The sequence below is a fragment of the Flavobacterium soli DSM 19725 genome (assembly GCF_000422705.1).
GTDB lineage: Bacteria > Bacteroidota > Bacteroidia > Flavobacteriales > Flavobacteriaceae > Flavobacterium > Flavobacterium soli.
Window position 1 is genome coordinate 343,726 of record NZ_AUGO01000002.1, and the last position, 19,688, is coordinate 363,413.

Here is a 19,688-nt window from a genome sequence, read left to right on the forward strand (position 1 = left end):
ATGAAGTAATGCCCATAACTAGATTTCAAAAAGGCTGTAGCAAACGAGATGCTACAGCCTTTTTTTATTTTAGATGATTTTCCGAGGAATTGTTCTCGAAATCCGGGTCAATAGTTCATAATTCAGCTGGTTGCTAAAGTCACTAAAAGAGGCTATAGAAATGGAGATATCGTCTTGAGAACCTATCAAAACCACTTCATCACCTTTTTTAATATTTTCCAAATCACTCACATTTACCGTTATCATATTCATATTCACTGTTCCGATAACCATGCATCGTTTTCCATTGATCAAAACGCGACCGTGATTACTTAACGATCGGCTATAGCCATGAGAATATCCTACTGGAATTATCGCAATTTTCATTTTTTCCGAAGCCATAAAGCTATTTCCATACCCGATAAATTCTCCTGGATTCACTTTTTTGATGTTCATTACTTCACTTTTCCAAGAAATAATCCGTTGCAAAGGATCTGTCTTCTTTTGTTTGTTACTGTTTAAATAATTCACATAAACCTCCGGACTCGACCATAATCCATATTGCATAATACCGATTCTAACCATATCCATTCGGGTTTTCGGAAACATCATGGCAGCGGCTGAACAAGCTGTATGCCTAATTTCGGGTTTTAATCCTTGACTTATAAAAAACTGATAACCTTCTTCATAACGAACGATTTGCTTTAGGATTCGATAATGGTTGGCAACGCTCTCGGCTCCTGCAAAATGAGTGCAAAGTCCCTTGAAAGTTAGAAAGCTTTTTTCTTGAATTAATTTCTTGGCTACAGCCGAAATCTCACTTTTAGTAAAACCCGTTCTGTTCATTCCAGTTTCGATTTCAATATGCAAAAGTGCTTTTTTCTTTAATTTTTTTGCCCATTTTAATGCTTTTTCCAACCGAATTTTATCGGATACATAGAAAGAAATCTCATTTGTGATAATCCATTCCAAATCTTCTTCGGCTAAATATCCCATGATCATGATTTCTGCTTGATTTGCTACTTCTCTTTTTACTTCTTTTGCCTCATCGACATCAAACACAGAGAAATGATTGATGCCACAATGAACGGCACTTCTGGCAAATTCTGGAATTCCGTGTCCATAAGCATTGCCTTTTACAACAGATGAAAGGATTACTTTTTTTCCCAAGGTTTTTCTAAGAAATGAAATATTGTTTAGCAACGCTTCTTGATTTATTTCAATAGATGAGTTTTTATGCATGGTGTATATTTTTAATAATTTCTCTAAAAACAGCTACTCCAAAAGGAGTCAGCTCGTCTGGAAAATCATAGTCGGGATTGTGAAGCGAAGGTATTTTTTCGCCTGCTCCAAGTCCGAACATTGCTCCTGTAAAATGTTCTGTAAACAGCCCAAAATCTTCGCCCCAACTAAAAGGAGTTTCTTTTTCAAGCAATTGAAATCCGTTATTTCTGGCCGATTTTCTAATAAAGTGAACGGCTTCGGGACTATTTTCATTGGCTCGAAATTCTTGAATATATTCACATTCAAATTCAAGTTGTTCTCCACGAGCAATATTTTGGATAGTTTGCTCAAGTTTTTTTTCAATAAAACCAATATTTTTATTGCTATTGCTACGAATCGTAAAATGAATCTCGCCAGCTCCAGCCGAAACACCGTATGCTTTTTTGCCCATATTGATATAAATTGGAGTAATCAGGCAAAAGTTTTCTTGAGTAATATCAGGTTCGATAAAAGTGTTAAATTGTGTGATGATTTTGGCAATAGCATTTGAAGGATTGATACCATTTTGTGGCTCTCCAGCATGTGCGGTTTTTCCGTTCAACTTAATAATCAAACTTTTCACGGCACATGAAAAAGTATTTTCTTTGACTATAATTTGTCCTAAAGGAAAGCCTGGTAAATTATGCAAGGCAAATACATAATCAGGTTGTATAATTTCAAATAATGGATCGTTCAATATTTTTTTAGCACCTTCTCCGTCTTCTTCTGATGGTTGGAAAAGCAAATACACATCGCCATTTTCAGGTTTGTTTTCAGCTAAATAAACAGCCAAGCCACACAAAATAGCCATATGTCCGTCGTGTCCACATTTGTGTGAAACGCCATTAATTGTAGACCGATGATCGAAAGTGTTACTTTCTTCTATCGGCAATGCATCGAGTTCACAACGAAAAAGCGTGTTTTTTCCAGATTTTTTTCCGCGATAGATGGCTACAATTCCAGTAGTTCCAATAGAAGTAATGAGATCATCGGGTTTGTACTGTTGCAAAAAAGTTTCAATTCGTTCAGATGTTTTAAATTCTTTTCCCGACACTTCAGGATGCTGATGCAAGTCACGTCGAACCTCTTGCAGTATTTTTTTTATATCATTTTTCATAAAGAAGCTGTTTGGGTTGTTGCTAGAGGCTTGTTTTTAGAGAATATCGAAATGATAACAAATACGATCAGCGAAAGCGTCAAACCATAAATATTTTCGTCTAATTTTTCAGGAAGATTGTAACCAAAAGGCATTTTTTTTTCGCTCATAATCAAGCTGATGGTTGTTCCTCCACCAATTATCATACTCCAAAATGCCGCAGTCGCATTACTTTTTTTCCAAAATAAAGCACCTAAAACGGGAACAAATAATCCTGAAACCATAAAAGCATAGGAGTACAGCATAAGTTCTAGAACATTTTGCATTTGCGAAGCCAGAAGAATTGCAAAACCCCCAACCAGTAAAGTGATAACTTGCGAAAGCCAAAGCATGTGCTTATCGCTTATTTCTTTTTTGCGGAAGGCAATAATTATATCGGTAACAATATTTCCAGAAGCCGCCATCAGGCAACTATCGGCGGTTGAAAGAACTGCCGAAAAATAGGAAGCAAGCATTAATCCCATAAGACCAACTGGTAGAACGGTACTCAATAATATCGGAAGCCCCATTTCGCTGTCCATTGAATTCACATCTGTTATTCCTGCAAAAAGGCCCTGCATTGCGGCAACTTTTGCAAACATTCCCAGAATTACCCCCATAAAAGCCATTATCGGCCACTCAAAAAAACCAGCAATAAACCAAGCTTTCTTGGCTTCTTTTTCGCTCTTACTGGCATAAATTCGTTGGTATAAAGTCATACCCACGAACCAAATCGGTATTATTGTAACAGCCCAATTTAGAAGTTGATAGCCGTCAATATTGGTTAGTGAAAGATGTGATTCGGGCAGTGTTGCTACAATCCCACCATATCCTCCAATAGCAGTATAGGCTACTGGAATTCCGATAAAAATCAAACCAATTAGCAAAATTGCCCATTGAATGGTATCCGTATATATCACAGCTTTTAATCCGCCAATGGAAGTATAAAGTACGGCAATACATCCCATAATGATCAATGCCAGTTGCAAATCGAGTCCTTCAACTGTAGCAGAAGCAAGTTTGGCTCCTGCTAAAACCTGTGAACTTGTAAAGCCGATATATCCAATTGCCGAAATAATTCCAGCCATCAAGGCTACTTTTGTACTATAAAAATGCCCAAATATTTGCGGAAAAGTAAAGAATTTCTTTTCAAAGCCAAGCTTGCTGATTTTAGGGATCAGGAATACCGCACTTAGCCATGCACCTAATAATCCTGTAAAGAGCATCCATGAACCCGAAAGTCCCATTGTAAAACCTAAGCCACCCAAGCCGATCGAAAAACCGCCTCCAACATCTGTGGCAACAACCGAAAGTCCAATGTGCCATTTACTCATGTTTCGTCCACTAACATAAAAATCTTCTGAGTTTTTATTTTTCTTAAAAAAATAGAGGCCAACACCAAGCATAGCTATCATGTAGACAATGAATATTAGGAGGTCTAATACATGCATGTTTTAAAGTATTTAAAGTTTATTTGCCCTAAATCGAATTTATAAAAAGGGCTCGAAGCAATAATTTTTATTGCAAATTGATTGATGGTTTGACAGGAGTTTTTATGAAAAAGAAAAACTCCCAGTTCGGAATAGGTTCTTGTCAAAAAGAACCAAGAAATTCAAATATAGGAAAATTTGAAGGAAAAGGGTGATTTTTGAACTTCAACTTTTGTTAAAAAAATGTTTTTTTGAAGTTTTATCTACAAAGCATTTACAAATTTATGCTGTTGGAAAATTAATTTAAAATTAAAGTTGATTTACTTCTTTGTCATTTTTTTGGTAGTTTTTTTATTTACAATTCTAACCTTTTTAGAGGTATTTGTGTTACTTTTGAGAATAAATTCAGTAAGCAATGATGTGGGAAAAAGTACAGAAAACCGTAAATTATATTAAGGAGAAAACCAATTTTACACCCGAATATGGTGTGATTCTGGGATCAGGATTAGGAAGTTTTACGGATGATATCAAGGTAGAATTTACGTTGCCTTATAATGAAATTCCAAATTTTCCAGTATCAACGGTTGAAGGGCATAAAGGTGCTTTGGTTTTTGGAACAATTGGCGATAAAAAAGTGGTAGCCATGCAAGGACGCTTTCATTTTTATGAAGGTTATGATATGAAAGAAGTTACATTTCCGGTTCGCGTCATGAAATATATTGGAGTTAAAAAACTCATTGTTTCCAACGCTTCGGGTGGTGTAAATCCGAATTATAAAGTAGGGTCAATCGTGATTTTGAAAGACCACATCAATATGATGCCCGAACATCCTTTGAGAGGAAAAAATGATGAACGTTTTGGACCACGTTTTGTGAATATGAGCGAACCGTTTTCGAAAAAGATGATACTCAAGGCAAAAGAAATCGCCAAAGATTTGAATATTCAAGTGCAAGACGGAATTTATCTGGGCTTGCAAGGTCCAACGTTTGAAACCTTGGCAGAATATAAAATGGTAAAAATTCTTGGTGCTGATTGTGTCGGAATGTCAACTGTTCCAGAAGTAATTGTGGCACGACACATGGATTTGGAAACTTTCGGGATTTCGGTTATTACCGATATGGGAAATGAAGAAAGTATCGAAACGATTACTCACGCGGAAGTTCTAGAAGCTGCTCGAAATGCAGAACCGCATGTTCGGAATTTAATTAAAGAATTGATTTTGCAGTATTAGATTTTAAACCATTAAGAAATTAAATTTCATTAAGTCTTAATTTGCTTAATTTCTTAATGGTTTGAAAAAAGTATAAAGAGGAAAAATAGATTTACTTATAGCCCTGATTGGAGCAAATATCCTTTTGTTCTGGGGTTCAGAACAAAAGATATTGTGGAAAGCAGGAATATGGATTCCAAACACAAACCAAGCGATTCGCTCCTACTTTTTAATAAGCTGAATCAAATCGATTATTCTCGAAGAATACCCAATTTCATTGTCATACCAGCCTACTACTTTCACCATCTTGTCGATAACGGATGTCAATTGAGCATCGAAAAGACAAGAATTTCTATTCCCAATAATATCTACCGAAACAATCGGGTCTTCGGTGTAAGCCAAAATGCCTTTCAGTTCATTTTCGGCAGCTTCCTTGAATCTTGCATTGATTTCTTCGATGGTCACTTCTCTTTTTACATAACACGTTATATCCGTCAAAGAGCCGTCTGGAACGGGAACACGGATGCCGCTTCCTCCAATTTTACCCTCAAATTCAGGGAAAATTTTGGTTAAGGCTTTTGCAGCACCGGTTGTAGTTGGAACAATAGATTGGCTTGCTCCACGAGCTCTTCTTAAATCTTTATGAGGTTGATCGTGCAGACTTTGATCGGTTGTAAAAGAATGAACTGTAGTGATATAGGCCTGCTCTATTCCGCAAAGTTCGCTGATGACCTTGATCATTGGTGCGGCATTGTTGGTGGTGCAACTTGCGTTTGAAACAATTTTTTCCGAACCATCCAAGATGTGTTCGTTTACACCTAAAACAATGGTTTTAATACTGTCAACTTCTGCAGGAGCCGATAAGATTACCTTTTTGGCTCCAGCCAAAATATGGGCATTGATTTCGTCAAAGGTTTTGTATTTTCCGGTAGATTCTACTACGATATCTACGTTTGCAGTTTCCCAGTTGAGGTTGGAAATATTTTTTTCGTGGAAAAATAAATAAGGTTTTCCATCAAGAATGATATTATTTTCGTCAAACGAACATTCATAAGGCAAAACCCCGTGAATACTGTCATATTTTATCAAATGCGACATCGTTCTGTTATCGGCAATATCGTTGATGGCAACGACTTCAATAGTAGGATGATTCAGCAAAAGACGGAACAAATTTCGTCCGATTCTTCCAAAACCATTAATGGCGATTCTTGTTTTAGTCATTTATTTGGCAACAGTTTTTAAATCTAAAATCTAAAATCTGCAATCTAAAATTAATTAAAGAATATGTTTCTGAGCTTTATAAGAAGATCTTACCAAAGCACCACTTTCAACGTGGCGGAATCCTAATTCCAAACCAATTTTTTCATATTTAGCAAACTGATCTGGCGTGATATATTCTTTTACCGGAAGGTGTTTTTTACTCGGTTGCAAGTATTGGCCAATCGTTACCACATCTACATTTGCATCACGCAAATCGTGCAACGTCTGAATTACTTCTTCTTCGGTTTCCCCTAAACCAAGCATAATTCCTGATTTGGTTCTGTTCACTCCTTTTTCTTTTAAGTAGCGTAAAACTTCCAAACTCTTGTCGTATTTCGCTTGGATTCTCACTTCACGTGTCAAACGACGAACAGTTTCCATATTGTGTGAAACTACCTCTGGGTTAGCTTCTACAATTCGGTCTAAATTTCTTGTATTTCCTTGAAAATCGGGGATTAAGGTTTCCAAAGTTGTATTAGGATTCATTCTTCTGATGGCACGAACGGTTTCTAACCAAATGATAGAACCCATGTCTTTCAAATCGTCACGATCAACACTTGTTACCACCGCGTGCTTGATGTTCATGATCTTAATGGAACGTGCTACTTTTTCTGGCTCATCCCAATCCACTGTTTCAGGTCTTCCCGTTTTTACACCACAAAAACCACACGAACGCGTACAAACATTACCCAAAATCATAAACGTAGCCGTTCCTTCACCCCAGCATTCACCCATATTTGGGCAACTTCCTGAAGTACAGATGGTGTTGAGCTTATATTTGTCTACCAAACCACGAAGCTCGGTATATTTTTGTCCGATTGGTAATTTAACCTTCAACCATTTTGGCTTTCCGGTTGGCAATACATTCGATTCTAAAACAGTTTCCATAATCAAAATTTTCAAGGCACAAAGATAAGGAATAATGATTTTAGATTGTTGATTTCTGATTTTAGATTTTGGGGTGGGAGGTTTAAAGTTTTCTTAATGTTTTTAGGGATTAATTTTCCATTATAAAAAAACCGCCAAAGAAATAATTCCTTCAGCGGTTTTTCAGTTTAGGTCAATGTTTTTACTACCTCATTTGAACATTTATTGGAAGATTATAGGCAGTTCTCACCGGTTTTCCACCAATCATTCCTGGGTCCCATTTTATTTTCAAGGATTTTAAAACGCGAATGGCTTCTTTATCCAAACCATAACCTGGGTTTCTAGGAACTCTGATGTCGGTCATGGTACCGTCTTTTTCGATTACGAAAGAAACGTACACTTTTATTGTTCTTTCATTATCCATTTCTGGAGTTCTGAAATTCTTGGCAACATATTTATAGAAGTTTTCAATTCCACCTGGATAGGCTGGCATTTTGTCAAGATTAGCGGTTACATAAGGGCCTTTTGGGGCTTCTCCTTCGCCACCGCCACCTGTAGTTCCTGTTGATGTTCCAGAAATTCCGTTACCACTTTCTCCAGTACTAGGTGTTGTTCCAGTTCCTTCTGGAGAGCCTTCACTTGGATTTGTTTTGGCTTCTTCATTTGTGGCGATATCGGTTTTGGCATTTTCTTTTTCTGTAACTACTGGTTTGTCAAGGTTTTCTTTTGTGATTTCCTTTTTAGGCTCTTCTTTTTTTGCTGGAGGTAAAGCGTCTGTTTTTTCAGGTTCATTTTTGGGCGGAAAAACTAAATCTGAAATAATTAACGGCGTTACTAGCGGTCCGGAATCAGTAATTTGTTTTTCGCCAAAAGCGTTAAAGATCATCGGAATTGTAAAGAGCAAAATGAAGAGTGTACTTGCTATTAACAAAGCCTTTACGGTTGTTTTTGGATTCTCTTGACGCAATTGATATGCGCCATATTCTTTGTTTTTGCCTTCAAAAACAAGGTCAATCCATCGGGTTTCGAAAATACTTACATTAGACATAATTTATGATTTTTGTTAAGGTTAAGTATTACTGATGCATAGGCGAAGTATTATTTATGGCTATTGTTTTTTTAATCTCGTTCTGGTATTTTTTGTTCTGAAGTGTCTTCTTTTTTATTAACGCAAGTATTAAGAAAAATAGTATGATATTGCCAATAATTTTATAAATTTTTTTTGAATAAGAAAGAAAGAGTGGGGTTAGGAGATGGAAGTTTAGAGTTTGAACTCAAGGTTTGGCCGATTATGATTGGCTTTTTAGCCCTGACTAGAGGGAAAATCCTTTTATTTTTTTTCTTTAAAAAAATAAAAGATTTGGAAGGAAAGGCAGGAAAATGGTTTTATTTTTGCCCGAGCGTTTCGCTCCTAAAAATAGGGAGGCAATTTATACCTACAAGGTTTTTAAAACCTTGCAGGATTGCTACTCAAAATATTAACGCTTGTTTTTGATGATTTCGGCCAGTAGTTTTTTGGCACGAAGGATTTTGATTTTCACGTTATTTAGTGGTTCTTCGATCTTGTCGGCGATTTCCTGATAGCTTAGTTCCTGGAAATAACGGAGTTGGATAACTTCTTGATAATGAGGTTTTAATTCCTTGATGTATTGTAGCAGTTGTGATAAATTTTGCTCGGTTATGAGTTCGTCTTCGGCAGAAGGAGTGGTGTCGGCAACGTTATAAGCCTGTTGGTCTTCTTCATCTGTAATTTCTATGAAGAGGGATGATTTTTTCTTGCGTAAAAGATCAATATGAACATTTTTTGCAATAGCAATCAGCCAAGTATTGAATTGAAATTCAGGGTTGTAAGTGGCGATTTTATCGAATGCTTTGGCAAAAGTTTCGATGGTGATGTCTTCGGCATCAGTTTCGTTTTCTGTGCGTTTGAGCATAAAACCGTAGACTTCGTTCCAATAAAAATCCAATAGGGAAGTGAAGGCAACTTGGTCGCCATTTTTTGCCTTTTCTATTTTCTTTTTTATTTCCAATGTACGGGTTTTGAAAAAATATTGGTGATGAATACGTTTAATTGTGTGAATATAAGGATTATTTCGATGATTGGAAACCAATAAATCGCATCTTTTTCTTTTAATTTTCCTGCCGAAAGTCCTAAAACAGTCCAAGCGAAAATATATCTAAAACCGATTAAGGAAAGTACGATTATCCATTGAAATTGAAATATCAATAATACGATTGGCAACAAAACGAATAGCAATTGGGAACAATAAAAAAGACCTAATTGAACCCTGTCAAACGGCTTGTAGAAATTGGCTGTTGCTACATGACGTCGTTTTTGGGTAAACCAATCTTTGAAAGAAGTTTTTGGTTTAGAATAGGTAAAACTATCGGGAGTAAAGCAAGTCGTGATGTTTTTCTTCGTAGCGGCTTGGTTTACGAATAGGTCATCGTCGCCAGAACGGATTTTCATGTGGTCGATAAAACCATTTACGTTGAAGAATTCTTCTTTTTTGTAGGCCATATTTCGGCCGACACCCATATACGGCATTCCGATTTTTGCCCAAGAAAAATATTGAACGGCAGTCAGTAACGTTTCAAAACGGATGATTTTATTTAGGAAGGATTTCGGTATTTTTTCATAGGCTCCATAACCCAAAATAATGGTTTTTTGCATTGTGAAGTTGGAACTCATTTCGGCAATCCAATTTTCAGAGGTCGGATAACAATCGGCATCGGTAAATAAAAGATATTCTTTTGATGCGGCTTTGATGCCAAGAGTTAGGGCAAATTTCTTGTTGCCCCAGAACGCTTCGTTATTGGCTACTTTTACCAATCGGATATTAGAATATTCTTTTTCAAAAGCTTCAAAAAGATCGAGTGTGCTATCGCTCGAAGCGTCATCAATCAAGATAATTTCGAAATCAGGATAGTTTTGAGTAGCGAGAATCGGGATGAACTTTGCTACGTTTTCTTCTTCATTTTTTGCACAAACGATTACCGAAACAGGGATGCGTTTGAGGTTGTTTTTCTTAGGTTTTGCAAAAGCAAATTTCCCAAAAACTACGATGTAGTAAAGGAATTGGATGAAAACAATGCCAATAAAAACGTAAAAAAGTAAGGGTAGCAACATGATTTCGTTTTCTTTTTAAAATGTGTGCAAAAGTAATCAAATCAATCCTTTCTAAAGAAAAATTGTGTGATGAAATTTATGGATTTTATCTCGGACATTTTTTCATTTCTTCAGCTATTGATTTTGCATCTTGGTTTCCTGTTTTTTCAAGCTCGACTATGATGTTTTCATAGTTTTTCTGGTCTCGATTTTGGGATAATTTATGCTTGGCTTGAATTTCATCAATCTCGATTTCAAAGGCAACAATTCCTCGGGTCATCATCATCGTTTTCTTGGAAAGATTTTCAACTCTTACTGGATTTTCAGAATTCACTTCATATTTGTCTACGAGTTTTTTCAAGGAAGATAAAAGCGCTTCGCCTTCAATGATTTTTACGGTTCCGTAAATGTGAACGGCAATGTAATTCCAAGTAGGAACACCTTCAAAATCATACCAAGAAGAAGAAATATAACTGTGGGGTCCAGAGAAAATGGCTAAAACCTTATCAGAAGATTCAAAGCCTTTCCATTGTGGATTTTCTTTAGAAATATGTCCTACTAAAATATCTTTTCCGTTTTCGTTCTTATCAAGCTCAAGCGGAATGTGAGTTGCAAATAATTTTCCTTCCGTTTGATTGATTAAAATGCCAAAGCTATTTTTTTGGATGAAATCCTTAATTTCTTCAAGGTTTTCATTTTTGTAGTGTTCTGGAATGTACATAAATTAGTTTTTAGTGTAGTTGTCGTATTCCGCCCAATTTGTTTCTTCTGGTAAGATGATGTTAGAGAACTCAATATGAATTACACGTCTTCTTTTCTGATTGATCGTTCTGTTCGAACCGTGAAGCAACAAAGGTTTCATCAGCATAATTCCGCCTTTTTCTACATTGCAAAAGGTTTCTTTTTCGGTTTTCCAATCAATAGTTTCAGGTCTGTATATTTGTTTTAGATGTGAACCTTCAATAATTTTCAATGCCCCGTTTTCTTCATCGGTATTATCCAAATGGATACGAATCGTAAAAATATTTTCTAATAATGATAGAGGTGGTTGAACTGCAAATTGGTTGTGTTTTGAAGTCCAGAAATTAAAACCTTCTGTTTCTACTTTTTTATCGACAGAAATGGTCAGGTCTTGATGATAGGCAACAAACCAATTTGACTTTTCGGGCTTGTCAAAATAAATGGATTTTACAATAAAATAATCGTTTCCAGCAATGGTGTTGATAACTGATTGTAAATTTTTATTGAAGACAAGCTCTTTGATTTCTGGTAATTCCTTTATGAATTGTCTGATAGCAAAAAGATCTTCAGATTTTCTAAAAGTAGGTTTTGAAGTATTTAGTGTGTCAATAAGATTTACAATTGATTGGATTTCATCCGAAGAATAAATACTATTGAAGATACAAAATCCTTTTTGTTCCATCTCCGTTTTATTAATCAAAAGGTTATTCATAATTGCTAAATCACATTCACTTCTGCTTCAATATGAATACCAAAAGTATTAAAAATCGTGTCTTGAATATTTTTTGAAACCTGCAAAATTTCCGCCCCCGTTGCATTGCCATAATTCACCAACACTAACGCTTGGTTTTTATGGATTCCGGCATCGCCAAAACGTTTTCCCTTGAAACCGGCTTGCTCAATAAGCCATCCAGCAGGAACTTTTACTTCAGTTTCTGAAACTTCGAAGAAACGAATATCTGGAAATTTCTGTTGCACTTTCTCAAAATCGGTTTTTGAAATGATAGGGTTTTTAAAAAAACTTCCGCTGTTTCCCAGTTCTTTTGGATCGGGTAATTTACTTTGACGGATGGCAATTACAGCATTGCTAACGTCTTTTAAAGTTGGTGTTGTAACACCTTGTTTTGCCAATTCAGCGGTAATATCTCCATAAGACGTATTGATTTTATGGTTGCGTTTTGTGAGTTTAAAAACCACAGATGTAATGATATATTGGTCTTTTACTTCATTCTTGAAGATGCTTTCCCTGTATCCGAAATTACATTCGTCCTTGATGAAAGTTCTGGTTTCTTGATTGTCGATCTTAATAGCATCACAAGAAACAAAAGTGTCCTTAATTTCGGTTCCATAAGCGCCAATGTTTTGCACCGGTGTTGTTCCTACATTTCCAGGAATCAGCGACATATTTTCGAGTCCGCCAAAATTTTGATTGATCGTATAAAGTACAAATTCATGCCAGTTTTCACCCGCTTGACTTTCTACCCAAACGAAATCATCATCCTCACGGATTATCTTTTTTCCTTTTAAATCGATATGGATGACCAAAGCATCTATGTCTTGAGTGAGAAGCATATTGCTTCCGCCACCAAGTATAAATTTCTTTTTCGATTGATTTTTGGCTAAAACAGTTTTCAATTCTTCAACCGAATGAACGGCTGTAAATTCTTTTGCTTTGGCTTCAATTCCAAAAGTATTGTATTTTTTTAAAGAGAAATTCTCGATGATTTCCATAAGATGTAAGTCAATAATTAACGCTTCAAAAGTAAGCGAATTTAATCTTTTCGGGATGAATTTTTTATTCAGAAGTCAAGGCTCTGTTGATAAAATCATTCAAAGGTTTCAAGGCGATTAATTTTTTAGCCATTTTAGGAACGAAATCTTTTTGCGAAACTTCCTTGATGTCAAATTTTTGCGAAGCTGTGAAGCTTTTCAGTTTCAGGTGTTCAATTGCAGGATGGTCTTTTTCGTAATCCTTCGGAGCATTTTTTAAGCTGTTGGTTTCATTTCGGTCTAAACTTCCGAACTCTTTTTTGAAGTTCTTTTCGTTTAGAATTTCTTCCAAATCATCATAAAAGAAAGCAATTTCCTTTCGAACTTTTTTCAATTCATCTGCTTCTGGCGAATAGAATCCTCCGGCAATAAAGCTTCCGCCGTTTTCAATGTGAACATAATAGCCAGAACGATTTGCACCTTTCGCTCCAGCCGACATCCAAATACCGAGATGTGCTTTATAAGGTGATTTGTCTTTAGAAAAACGTATGTCACGGTTAATCCTGAAAGTACAGTTTTTGACTTCCAATAATTCCAATGAAGGATCAAGAGGTTTCATAGCATCCAAAAAGTCCGAAACCAGCTGGTGATAGTCCTTTTTGAAAATTTCATAACGTTTTTTATTGTCTAAAAACCAATCACGGTTGTTGTTGGCCTTTAAATCTTCCAGAAATTGTAATGATTCGTTCGAGAGCATTTTTATAATTTTTTAGTTAAATCTTCCTCGCTTATAAAACCTGAATGTTTCCATTTTACCTCCTTGTTTTCATATAATAATAAGGTAGGGAGTTCTTCTATTTTTAATTCCGTAAGAAGGGTTTTGTTTGCATCGGCATCCAAGCGGATGATCGTTACATCTTTCAAATCCTTTTGCATTTTGGTGATGTAGGGCTTCATTTTTACACAAGGAGCACACCAATCTGCATAGAAATTGATTAAGATTTTCTTGTCGGAAACGATCAGTTTTTCATATTCCGCAATAGTCATTCCGATGGTTTTGTTGTTTTTTTGGGCAAGTCCGGAAGCATTCCATTTTACGATTCCGCCGTCCATTTCATATACATCCGTAAACCCCATTTCAACTAATTTTCCGGATGCCTTACTGCTTCTTCCACCACTCAAGCAATAGACAAAAACGGGTTTAGATTTGTCTAATTCGGCTACTTTTTTATCAAAATCATTACCGTTCCAATTGATGTTTACCGCATTTTCGAGATGTTGGTAGCTAAATTCTTTTGGAGTTCTCACATCTAAAATTTGTGGTTGGGAAGTAGATTTTATCTTTTGAGAAAATTCTTCAGGCTTCACAGTTTTGACTTCTTTTTTTGATTGTCCGTTGCAGGAAATAAAAAGCAAACACAGTAAAAAAGGGATTATTTTATGCAATTTCATTTGAGTTTTTTTAGAACAGCTAAAGTAAGTAATATTCGGATTGGATGCTCTCTCGGAAGTCTTAATAAAATTACAAATTGAACATTTTGTAACTCTGATGTGTTGATTTTATAATCGCTTCAGTTCGTTCTGGATGGGTATCCGAAATAAACAATTGTCCAAACGTTTCATTGTTGACCATTTCAACGATTTTTTCAACCCGACTTTCGTCCAATTTGTCAAAGATATCATCGAAAAGAAGGATTGGATTTTCGCCACTTTGCTTTTTTACAAATTCAAATTGGGCCAATTTCAAGGCAATCAAAAAAGACTTTTGTTGACCTTGAGAACCAAATTTCTTGATGGAATAATGGTCGATTTCAAAAGATAAATCATCTTTATGGATTCCGACACTTGTGTAGTGTAGGATTCTATCCTTATTGATGTTTTCTTGTAAAAGAGTCAATAAATCCTTTTCGTGCAAATTGCTTTCGTAAACCAACTGAACTGTTTCTTTTGAATCTGTTATGGTTTGATGGTGCTTGTTGAAAATCGGAATAAAATCAGCAATAAAACTTTTTCTTTTTTCAAAAATCGACTGACCTAAACTATTTAATTGCTCGTTGTAAATGTTTAATGTGTCCGTTTCAAAAACATGATTCAATGCAAAATATTTCAACAAGGCATTTCGTTGGCTAATGATTTTTTGATATTGGATGAGCTGTTGCAAATAATTTGAGTCCAATTGCGAAATCACGCTGTCCATGAATTTTCTTCGAGTTTCGCTTCCTTCCACAATCAAATCGCGATCGGCAGGTGAGATAATGACTAATGGAATAAAACCGATATGATCCGAAAATTTCTCATATTGCTTGCTGTTGCGTTTCAGGATTTTCTTCTGTCCTTTTTTCAAACTGCAAACAATTTGTTCCACACGTTCACTTTTTTCAAATTCACCATCAATTACAAAAAACTCCTCTCCGTGCTTAATGTTCTGAACTGCAAGCGGATTGAAATAACTCTTCCCATACGACAAATGATAGATGGCATCAAGGACATTGGTTTTTCCAACGCCATTTTTGCCCACAAAACAGTTAATTTTGGTATCAAAATCGAAATTTGCTTCGGAAAAATTTTTATAATTAAAGAGGGATATTTTTTTTAAATACATCTGAAAACGCCTGCTGTTGTTGAGAAATTTGTTTCAAAAAAGTGTTGCTGGAGAAATGTTTTTTTACCGCGTGCAAATTATTGAAAAATAACCACAAAAACATCTTTTAAATATGAATAAAAATTTTATTTTTGCACCTCACTAAATTAAAATAGATGGCAACATATAATAAAAGAGGATATAAAGTACCTAAGGCAAAAGAAGATAAAGTTGATGGAGATTTTATTGAAGATGTAAATGTTGATGTAAGCGACAGTACAACTGCAGAGGTTTTTAATTCGCTTGATGAAACTGCTTCTAAAACGGAAGATTGGATCGCTAGAAACCAAAAAATCATCCTTGGTGTGGTTGGGGTTGTAGCAATCGCTGCAATCGGATATTTATTTTATACCAAATTTGTTGTTGAACCAAAAGAAGTTGACGCTGCGGATCAAATGTTTGTTGCGCAAAAGAATTTTGATTTGGCTGCAAACGGAACAGCAAGTGATTCATTATATACTTTGGCATTGAATGGTTCTGAAGGAAAATGGGGATTTGTGAAAATTGCTGATGAATTTTCAGGTACAAATGCAGGAAATTTAGCAAATTATTATGCAGGTATGGCATATTTGCATACTGGTAAATATGATAACGCAATCACTTATTTAGAGAAATTTAATTCTGAAGATGCGATGTTAAAAGCGTTGGCAATTGGTGGAATTGGAGATGCTCATTCTCAAAAAGGACACCAAAAAGAAGCTTTGGATTTTTACAAAAAAGCAGCTGAATCAAACAAAAATGATTTTACAACGCCACGTTTCTTGTTGAAAGCTGGTAAAACTTCATTAGCTTTAGGTAATAAAGAAGAAGCTTTGAAATATTTTACGGATATTAAAGATAACTTCGAAACTGCTCAAGAAGCACAAGGAATTGATGCTTTGATCGGTTTGTCTCAATAATTTTAGTTTTATATTAAGATTTATCTTTGTAAATTTAGAATCATAAATCTAAAATTAAAATGGCAACTGCAAATAAAAATTTATCAAATTACGATAGAAATACAATCCCAAGCGCGAAAGATTTTCGGTTTGGGATTGTTGTTTCAGAATGGAACGATCACATTACTGAAGGACTCTTCTCTGGAGCAATTGCAGCTCTTTTAGACTGTGGAGCTTTGCAGGAGAATATCATCCGATGGAATGTTCCCGGAAGCTTCGAATTAGTTTATGGAGCAAAAAAAATGATTGAAACCCAAAAGCCAGACGTGGTGATCACGATTGGCAGTGTCATCAAAGGCGAAACTAAACATTTCGATTTTGTATGCGAAGGTGTGACGCAAGGAATCAAGGATTTGAATGTGCTTTCGGATATTCCCGTAATCTTTTGTGTCTTGACTGATAATACAGAACAGCAATCCATCGAAAGAAGTGGTGGTGTTCATGGTAATAAAGGAACCGAAGCCGGAATTGCGGCTATAAAAATGGCTTATTTGCGTCAGCAAGCTAGTTTTAATTATCAGTTTCACAATCAGAAATTATTGAACGAACATCAAATTCTAATTGATGAAACACGTCAAAGGTTAGAAGAATAACACGCTATTTTTGCAAAATAATATTGAAACCTGTAATCTGCTAAAATTACAGGTTTTTTGTTTTTATTATGATTTTCAACACCCGAAAACCTGATTTAAATTCGTTAAATTTGTAACTCATTTTTCAAATCATATCCAACCCTAAATCTGAAATCTTTTTTTAATGTCAAGCATAATTCAATTACTTCCGGATCACGTAGCCAATCAAATTGCAGCAGGAGAAGTCGTGCAACGACCTGCTTCGGTAGTAAAAGAACTTCTTGAAAATGCTGTCGATGCAAAAGCAACCGATATCAAACTGATTATAAAAGATGCCGGGAAATCGCTTGTTCAAGTCATTGATAATGGCGTTGGAATGAGTGTCACCGATGCCCGTTTATGCTTTGAAAGACACGCGACTTCAAAAATCCGTCAAGCGGAAGATTTATTTTCATTGCATACAAAAGGTTTTCGTGGGGAAGCATTAGCCTCAATTGCAGCAATCGCCCATGTGGAAATGAAAACCAAGCAGGATCAGGAAGAATTAGGTCATCACATTATTATTGAAGGAAGTAAATTTGTTTCGCAGGAATTGGCTGTTTTGCCAAAAGGAACTTCATTTGCAGTGAAAAATTTATTTTTTAATATTCCCGCAAGGCGAAATTTCCTCAAATCAGATGTTGTAGAACACCGTCATATTGTGGATGAATTCCAACGCGTGGCCTTGGCTCATCCAAATATATATTTTACATTTTATCATAACGGAAGTGAACTTTTTAATCTTCCGCCATCAAACTCAAGGCAACGAATCGTCAATATTTTTTCGGGAAAAACCAATGAAAAACTGGTTCCTGTTCAAGAAATGACGGAGATTGTTTCGATTCAAGGTTTTGTTTCGAAGCCTGAATTTGCTAAGAAGAGTAGGGGCGAACAGTTTTTCTTTGTCAACAACCGTTACATCAAAAGTGGTTATTTGCACCACGCTATTATGGCTGCCTATGAAGGTTTGTTGAAAGATGGTTGTCAACCGAGTTATTTTTTATACCTCGATGTTCCACCTCATACCATCGATATCAATATTCATCCAACCAAGACAGAAATTAAATTTGATGACGAGCATGCTTTGTATGCTATTTTAAGATCGTCCATAAAACACAGTTTGGGACAATTTAATGTCGCACCAGTTTTGGATTTCGATCGGGATGCCAATTTGGATACGCCTTATCATTATAAAGATTTGGACGCATCCGTTCCCACTATTCAGGTTGATGGGAATTATAATCCTTTTTCGCAAGAGAAACCAGTCAAACAGAGCTATCCAGCTGATAATTTCCGAACCAAAAGAAGTGAAACAGCAAGTTGGGAAAGTTTATACATAGGTTTGAAAAACGATACGGAAACACTTGTCGAAAATACCGAAATTCATTTTGAAAGTGAAGAGGTAACGGCTTCTTTATTTGACGATAGTGAAGTCGAAAAAGTAGTTAATAAAACCTATCAAATTCATAAAAAGTATATTGTAAACCCTATAAAATCAGGAATGGTGATTGTGGATCAGCAACGTGCCCATCAGCGTGTTTTATATGAACAATTCCTGACCAATATGACGATTCACCAAGCTGCAAGTCAGCAGTTGTTGTTTCCTTTGAATTTATTTTTTTCTAAAAATGAATTGGAATTAATCTCCGAATTAAAAATTGCATTGGTCAACACTGGTTTTGTTTTTGAAGCTACCGCCGAAGACCATATTGTAATCTCAGGAATTCCTGTCAATGTTACCGAAAGCGAGGTTTCATTGGTGTTGGAACAATTGTTGAGCGATTTGCAGGAAGGAATTCCAGAAAATAGCTTTAGCCAGAACGACAGTATTGCAAAATCGATGGCAAAGAGCTTGGCTGTAAAAACCGGAACTTATTTAACCGAAAAAGAACAAGAAAACTTGGTCAACGGACTTTTTGCATGCAAAGATCCAAACGTTTCACCTTTTCAAAAACCTACTTTCATCACGATGCGTGTGGAAGATTTAGATAAAAAATTCTCGATATGATGAACATCACGCCAATGGTCAAGCAATTATTGATCATTAATATAATATTTTTTATTGGCTCACAAGTTGTTGGAGATAAAGCTTATGAGTTGTTTTCCCTATACTTTTTTGAGAATGATAAATTTCAAGCTTGGCAACCTTTGACACACATGTTTATGCATGCTCCAATATATTTGCCAGATTCGTCCCATAATTTTACACATATTCTATTCAATATGTTTGCACTTTTTTCTTTTGGAAGTGCTCTAGAAAACAGATGGGGAGGAATGAAGTTTTTGTTTTTTTATATTTCCTGTGGATTAGGAGCTGCTTTGCTTAATACAGCAATCGATTTTTATCAATTTCATCAAGGAATTAGTATTCTGACAGAAAACGGTTTTTCTAAAGCTGAAATCTTAAGCATTCTAGCAGAAGGTAAATACAATACACAATGGGAGGAATTACTTTCGGCTTCGGAGTTTAATAATTTTATGACTACTTATTTGGGTAGAACAATGGGGGCTTCTGGAGCAGTTTACGGATTGTTAGTAGCATTTGCATTCATGTTTCCAAATGCTGTATTGGGACTGATGTTTATACCTATCCCTATAAAAGCTAAGTACTTCGTTTCAGGAATTTTAGTTGTGGATTTAGTTTTAGGTTTATTTGGAAGTTCAGTTTTCGGAGTAGAAACTGGTGTTGCCCATTTCGCACATATTGGTGGTGCATTGGTAGGATTTTTAATGATGTGGTATTGGAAGAAAAATCAGTTCAATAAAAACCGCTGGAATTAAATTTTTAAAAGTA

19 protein-coding genes are annotated in these 19,688 nt (G+C 35.7%); 5 read left to right on the plus strand and 14 right to left on the minus strand.

Annotation, left to right across the window (positions count from 1 at the left end; all coding sequences use genetic code 11):
* Nucleotides 1-69: 69 nt before the first annotated feature.
* Genes alr through G508_RS0104635 form a run of 3 tightly spaced genes read right to left on the minus strand, consistent with a single transcriptional unit; the run spans nt 70 to nt 3,828 of the window.
* Nucleotides 70-1,221 (minus strand): alanine racemase, encoded by a 1,152-nt coding sequence (alr, locus tag G508_RS0104625; protein WP_026704218.1) that lies wholly within the window; start codon nt 1,219-1,221, stop codon nt 70-72.
* Nucleotides 1,214-2,359, minus strand: a complete 1,146-nt coding sequence (locus G508_RS0104630) for an amidohydrolase (RefSeq protein ID WP_026704219.1) — start codon at nt 2,357-2,359, stop codon at nt 1,214-1,216. Before G508_RS0104630 ends, alr begins: the two co-directional genes overlap by 8 nt.
* Nucleotides 2,356-3,828 carry a sodium:solute symporter family protein gene (locus G508_RS0104635; protein ID WP_026704220.1) on the minus strand — a complete coding sequence of 491 codons (1,473 nt, stop codon included), beginning with the start codon at nt 3,826-3,828 and terminating at the stop codon, nt 2,356-2,358. Before G508_RS0104635 ends, G508_RS0104630 begins: the two co-directional genes overlap by 4 nt.
* A gap of 397 nt (nt 3,829-4,225) precedes the next feature.
* Here G508_RS0104635 and G508_RS0104645 point away from each other — a divergent pair, with 397 nt between their 5' ends.
* Nucleotides 4,226-5,038 (plus strand): purine-nucleoside phosphorylase, encoded by an 813-nt coding sequence (locus G508_RS0104645; RefSeq protein WP_026704221.1) that lies wholly within the window; start codon nt 4,226-4,228, stop codon nt 5,036-5,038.
* 201 nt (nt 5,039-5,239) lie between these two features.
* Here the strand turns inward: G508_RS0104645 and gap are convergent, their stop codons facing one another.
* From gap to recF, 11 genes are all read right to left on the minus strand, one after another.
* A complete protein-coding gene (gene gap / locus G508_RS0104650) occupies nt 5,240-6,238 on the minus strand; it encodes a type I glyceraldehyde-3-phosphate dehydrogenase (RefSeq protein WP_026704222.1) in 999 nt (332 codons plus the stop codon).
* Nucleotides 6,239-6,292: 54 nt separating this feature from the next.
* Nucleotides 6,293-7,165, minus strand: a complete 873-nt coding sequence (gene lipA / locus G508_RS0104655; RefSeq protein ID WP_026704223.1) for a lipoyl synthase — start codon at nt 7,163-7,165, stop codon at nt 6,293-6,295.
* 184 nt (nt 7,166-7,349) lie between these two features.
* Entirely contained in the window at nt 7,350-8,192 is an 843-nt protein-coding gene (locus tag G508_RS0104660) for an energy transducer TonB (RefSeq protein WP_026704224.1), read from the minus strand.
* Between the two features lie 430 nt (nt 8,193-8,622).
* Nucleotides 8,623-9,174: an RNA polymerase sigma factor gene (locus G508_RS0104670; protein ID WP_026704226.1), complete on the minus strand. Its 552-nt coding sequence runs from the start codon at nt 9,172-9,174 to the stop codon at nt 8,623-8,625.
* Nucleotides 9,165-10,271, minus strand: coding sequence for a glycosyltransferase (locus G508_RS0104675; protein ID WP_026704227.1), 1,107 nt, complete (start codon nt 10,269-10,271; stop codon nt 9,165-9,167). The genes G508_RS0104670 and G508_RS0104675 overlap by 10 nt, the downstream gene beginning before the upstream one ends.
* 88 nt (nt 10,272-10,359) lie before the next feature.
* Nucleotides 10,360-10,974 carry an FMN-binding negative transcriptional regulator gene (locus tag G508_RS0104680; RefSeq protein ID WP_026704228.1) on the minus strand — a complete coding sequence of 205 codons (615 nt, stop codon included), beginning with the start codon at nt 10,972-10,974 and terminating at the stop codon, nt 10,360-10,362.
* Nucleotides 10,975-10,977: 3 nt separating this feature from the next.
* Complete coding sequence (locus tag G508_RS0104685) at nt 10,978-11,676, minus strand: phytanoyl-CoA dioxygenase family protein (protein WP_245569845.1); 699 nt, start codon at nt 11,674-11,676, stop codon at nt 10,978-10,980.
* Between the two features lie 35 nt (nt 11,677-11,711).
* Nucleotides 11,712-12,725: a UDP-N-acetylmuramate dehydrogenase gene (gene murB / locus G508_RS0104690; protein ID WP_026704230.1), complete on the minus strand. Its 1,014-nt coding sequence runs from the start codon at nt 12,723-12,725 to the stop codon at nt 11,712-11,714.
* 64 nt (nt 12,726-12,789) lie between these two features.
* Nucleotides 12,790-13,461: a DUF2461 domain-containing protein gene (locus tag G508_RS0104695; RefSeq protein ID WP_026704231.1), complete on the minus strand. Its 672-nt coding sequence runs from the start codon at nt 13,459-13,461 to the stop codon at nt 12,790-12,792.
* A gap of 2 nt (nt 13,462-13,463) precedes the next feature.
* Nucleotides 13,464-14,156 carry a thioredoxin domain-containing protein gene (locus G508_RS0104700; RefSeq protein ID WP_026704232.1) on the minus strand — a complete coding sequence of 231 codons (693 nt, stop codon included), beginning with the start codon at nt 14,154-14,156 and terminating at the stop codon, nt 13,464-13,466.
* Between the two features lie 70 nt (nt 14,157-14,226).
* A complete protein-coding gene (gene recF / locus G508_RS0104705) occupies nt 14,227-15,306 on the minus strand; it encodes a DNA replication/repair protein RecF (protein WP_026704233.1) in 1,080 nt (359 codons plus the stop codon).
* A gap of 155 nt (nt 15,307-15,461) precedes the next feature.
* On the opposite strand from recF, the gene G508_RS0104710 reads away from it, so the two are divergent.
* The 4 genes from G508_RS0104710 (at nt 15,462) to G508_RS0104725 (ending at nt 19,675) form a co-directional block, all read left to right on the plus strand.
* Nucleotides 15,462-16,244, plus strand: coding sequence for a tetratricopeptide repeat protein (locus tag G508_RS0104710; RefSeq protein WP_026704234.1), 783 nt, complete (start codon nt 15,462-15,464; stop codon nt 16,242-16,244).
* A gap of 59 nt (nt 16,245-16,303) precedes the next feature.
* A complete protein-coding gene (gene ribH / locus G508_RS0104715; RefSeq protein ID WP_026704235.1) occupies nt 16,304-16,876 on the plus strand; it encodes a 6,7-dimethyl-8-ribityllumazine synthase in 573 nt (190 codons plus the stop codon).
* A gap of 163 nt (nt 16,877-17,039) precedes the next feature.
* Nucleotides 17,040-18,902 (plus strand): DNA mismatch repair endonuclease MutL, encoded by a 1,863-nt coding sequence (gene mutL / locus G508_RS0104720; RefSeq protein WP_026704236.1) that lies wholly within the window; start codon nt 17,040-17,042, stop codon nt 18,900-18,902.
* Nucleotides 18,899-19,675 carry a rhomboid family intramembrane serine protease gene (locus G508_RS0104725; RefSeq protein WP_026704237.1) on the plus strand — a complete coding sequence of 259 codons (777 nt, stop codon included), beginning with the start codon at nt 18,899-18,901 and terminating at the stop codon, nt 19,673-19,675. The genes mutL and G508_RS0104725 overlap by 4 nt, the downstream gene beginning before the upstream one ends.
* Nucleotides 19,676-19,688: the final 13 nt, after the last annotated feature.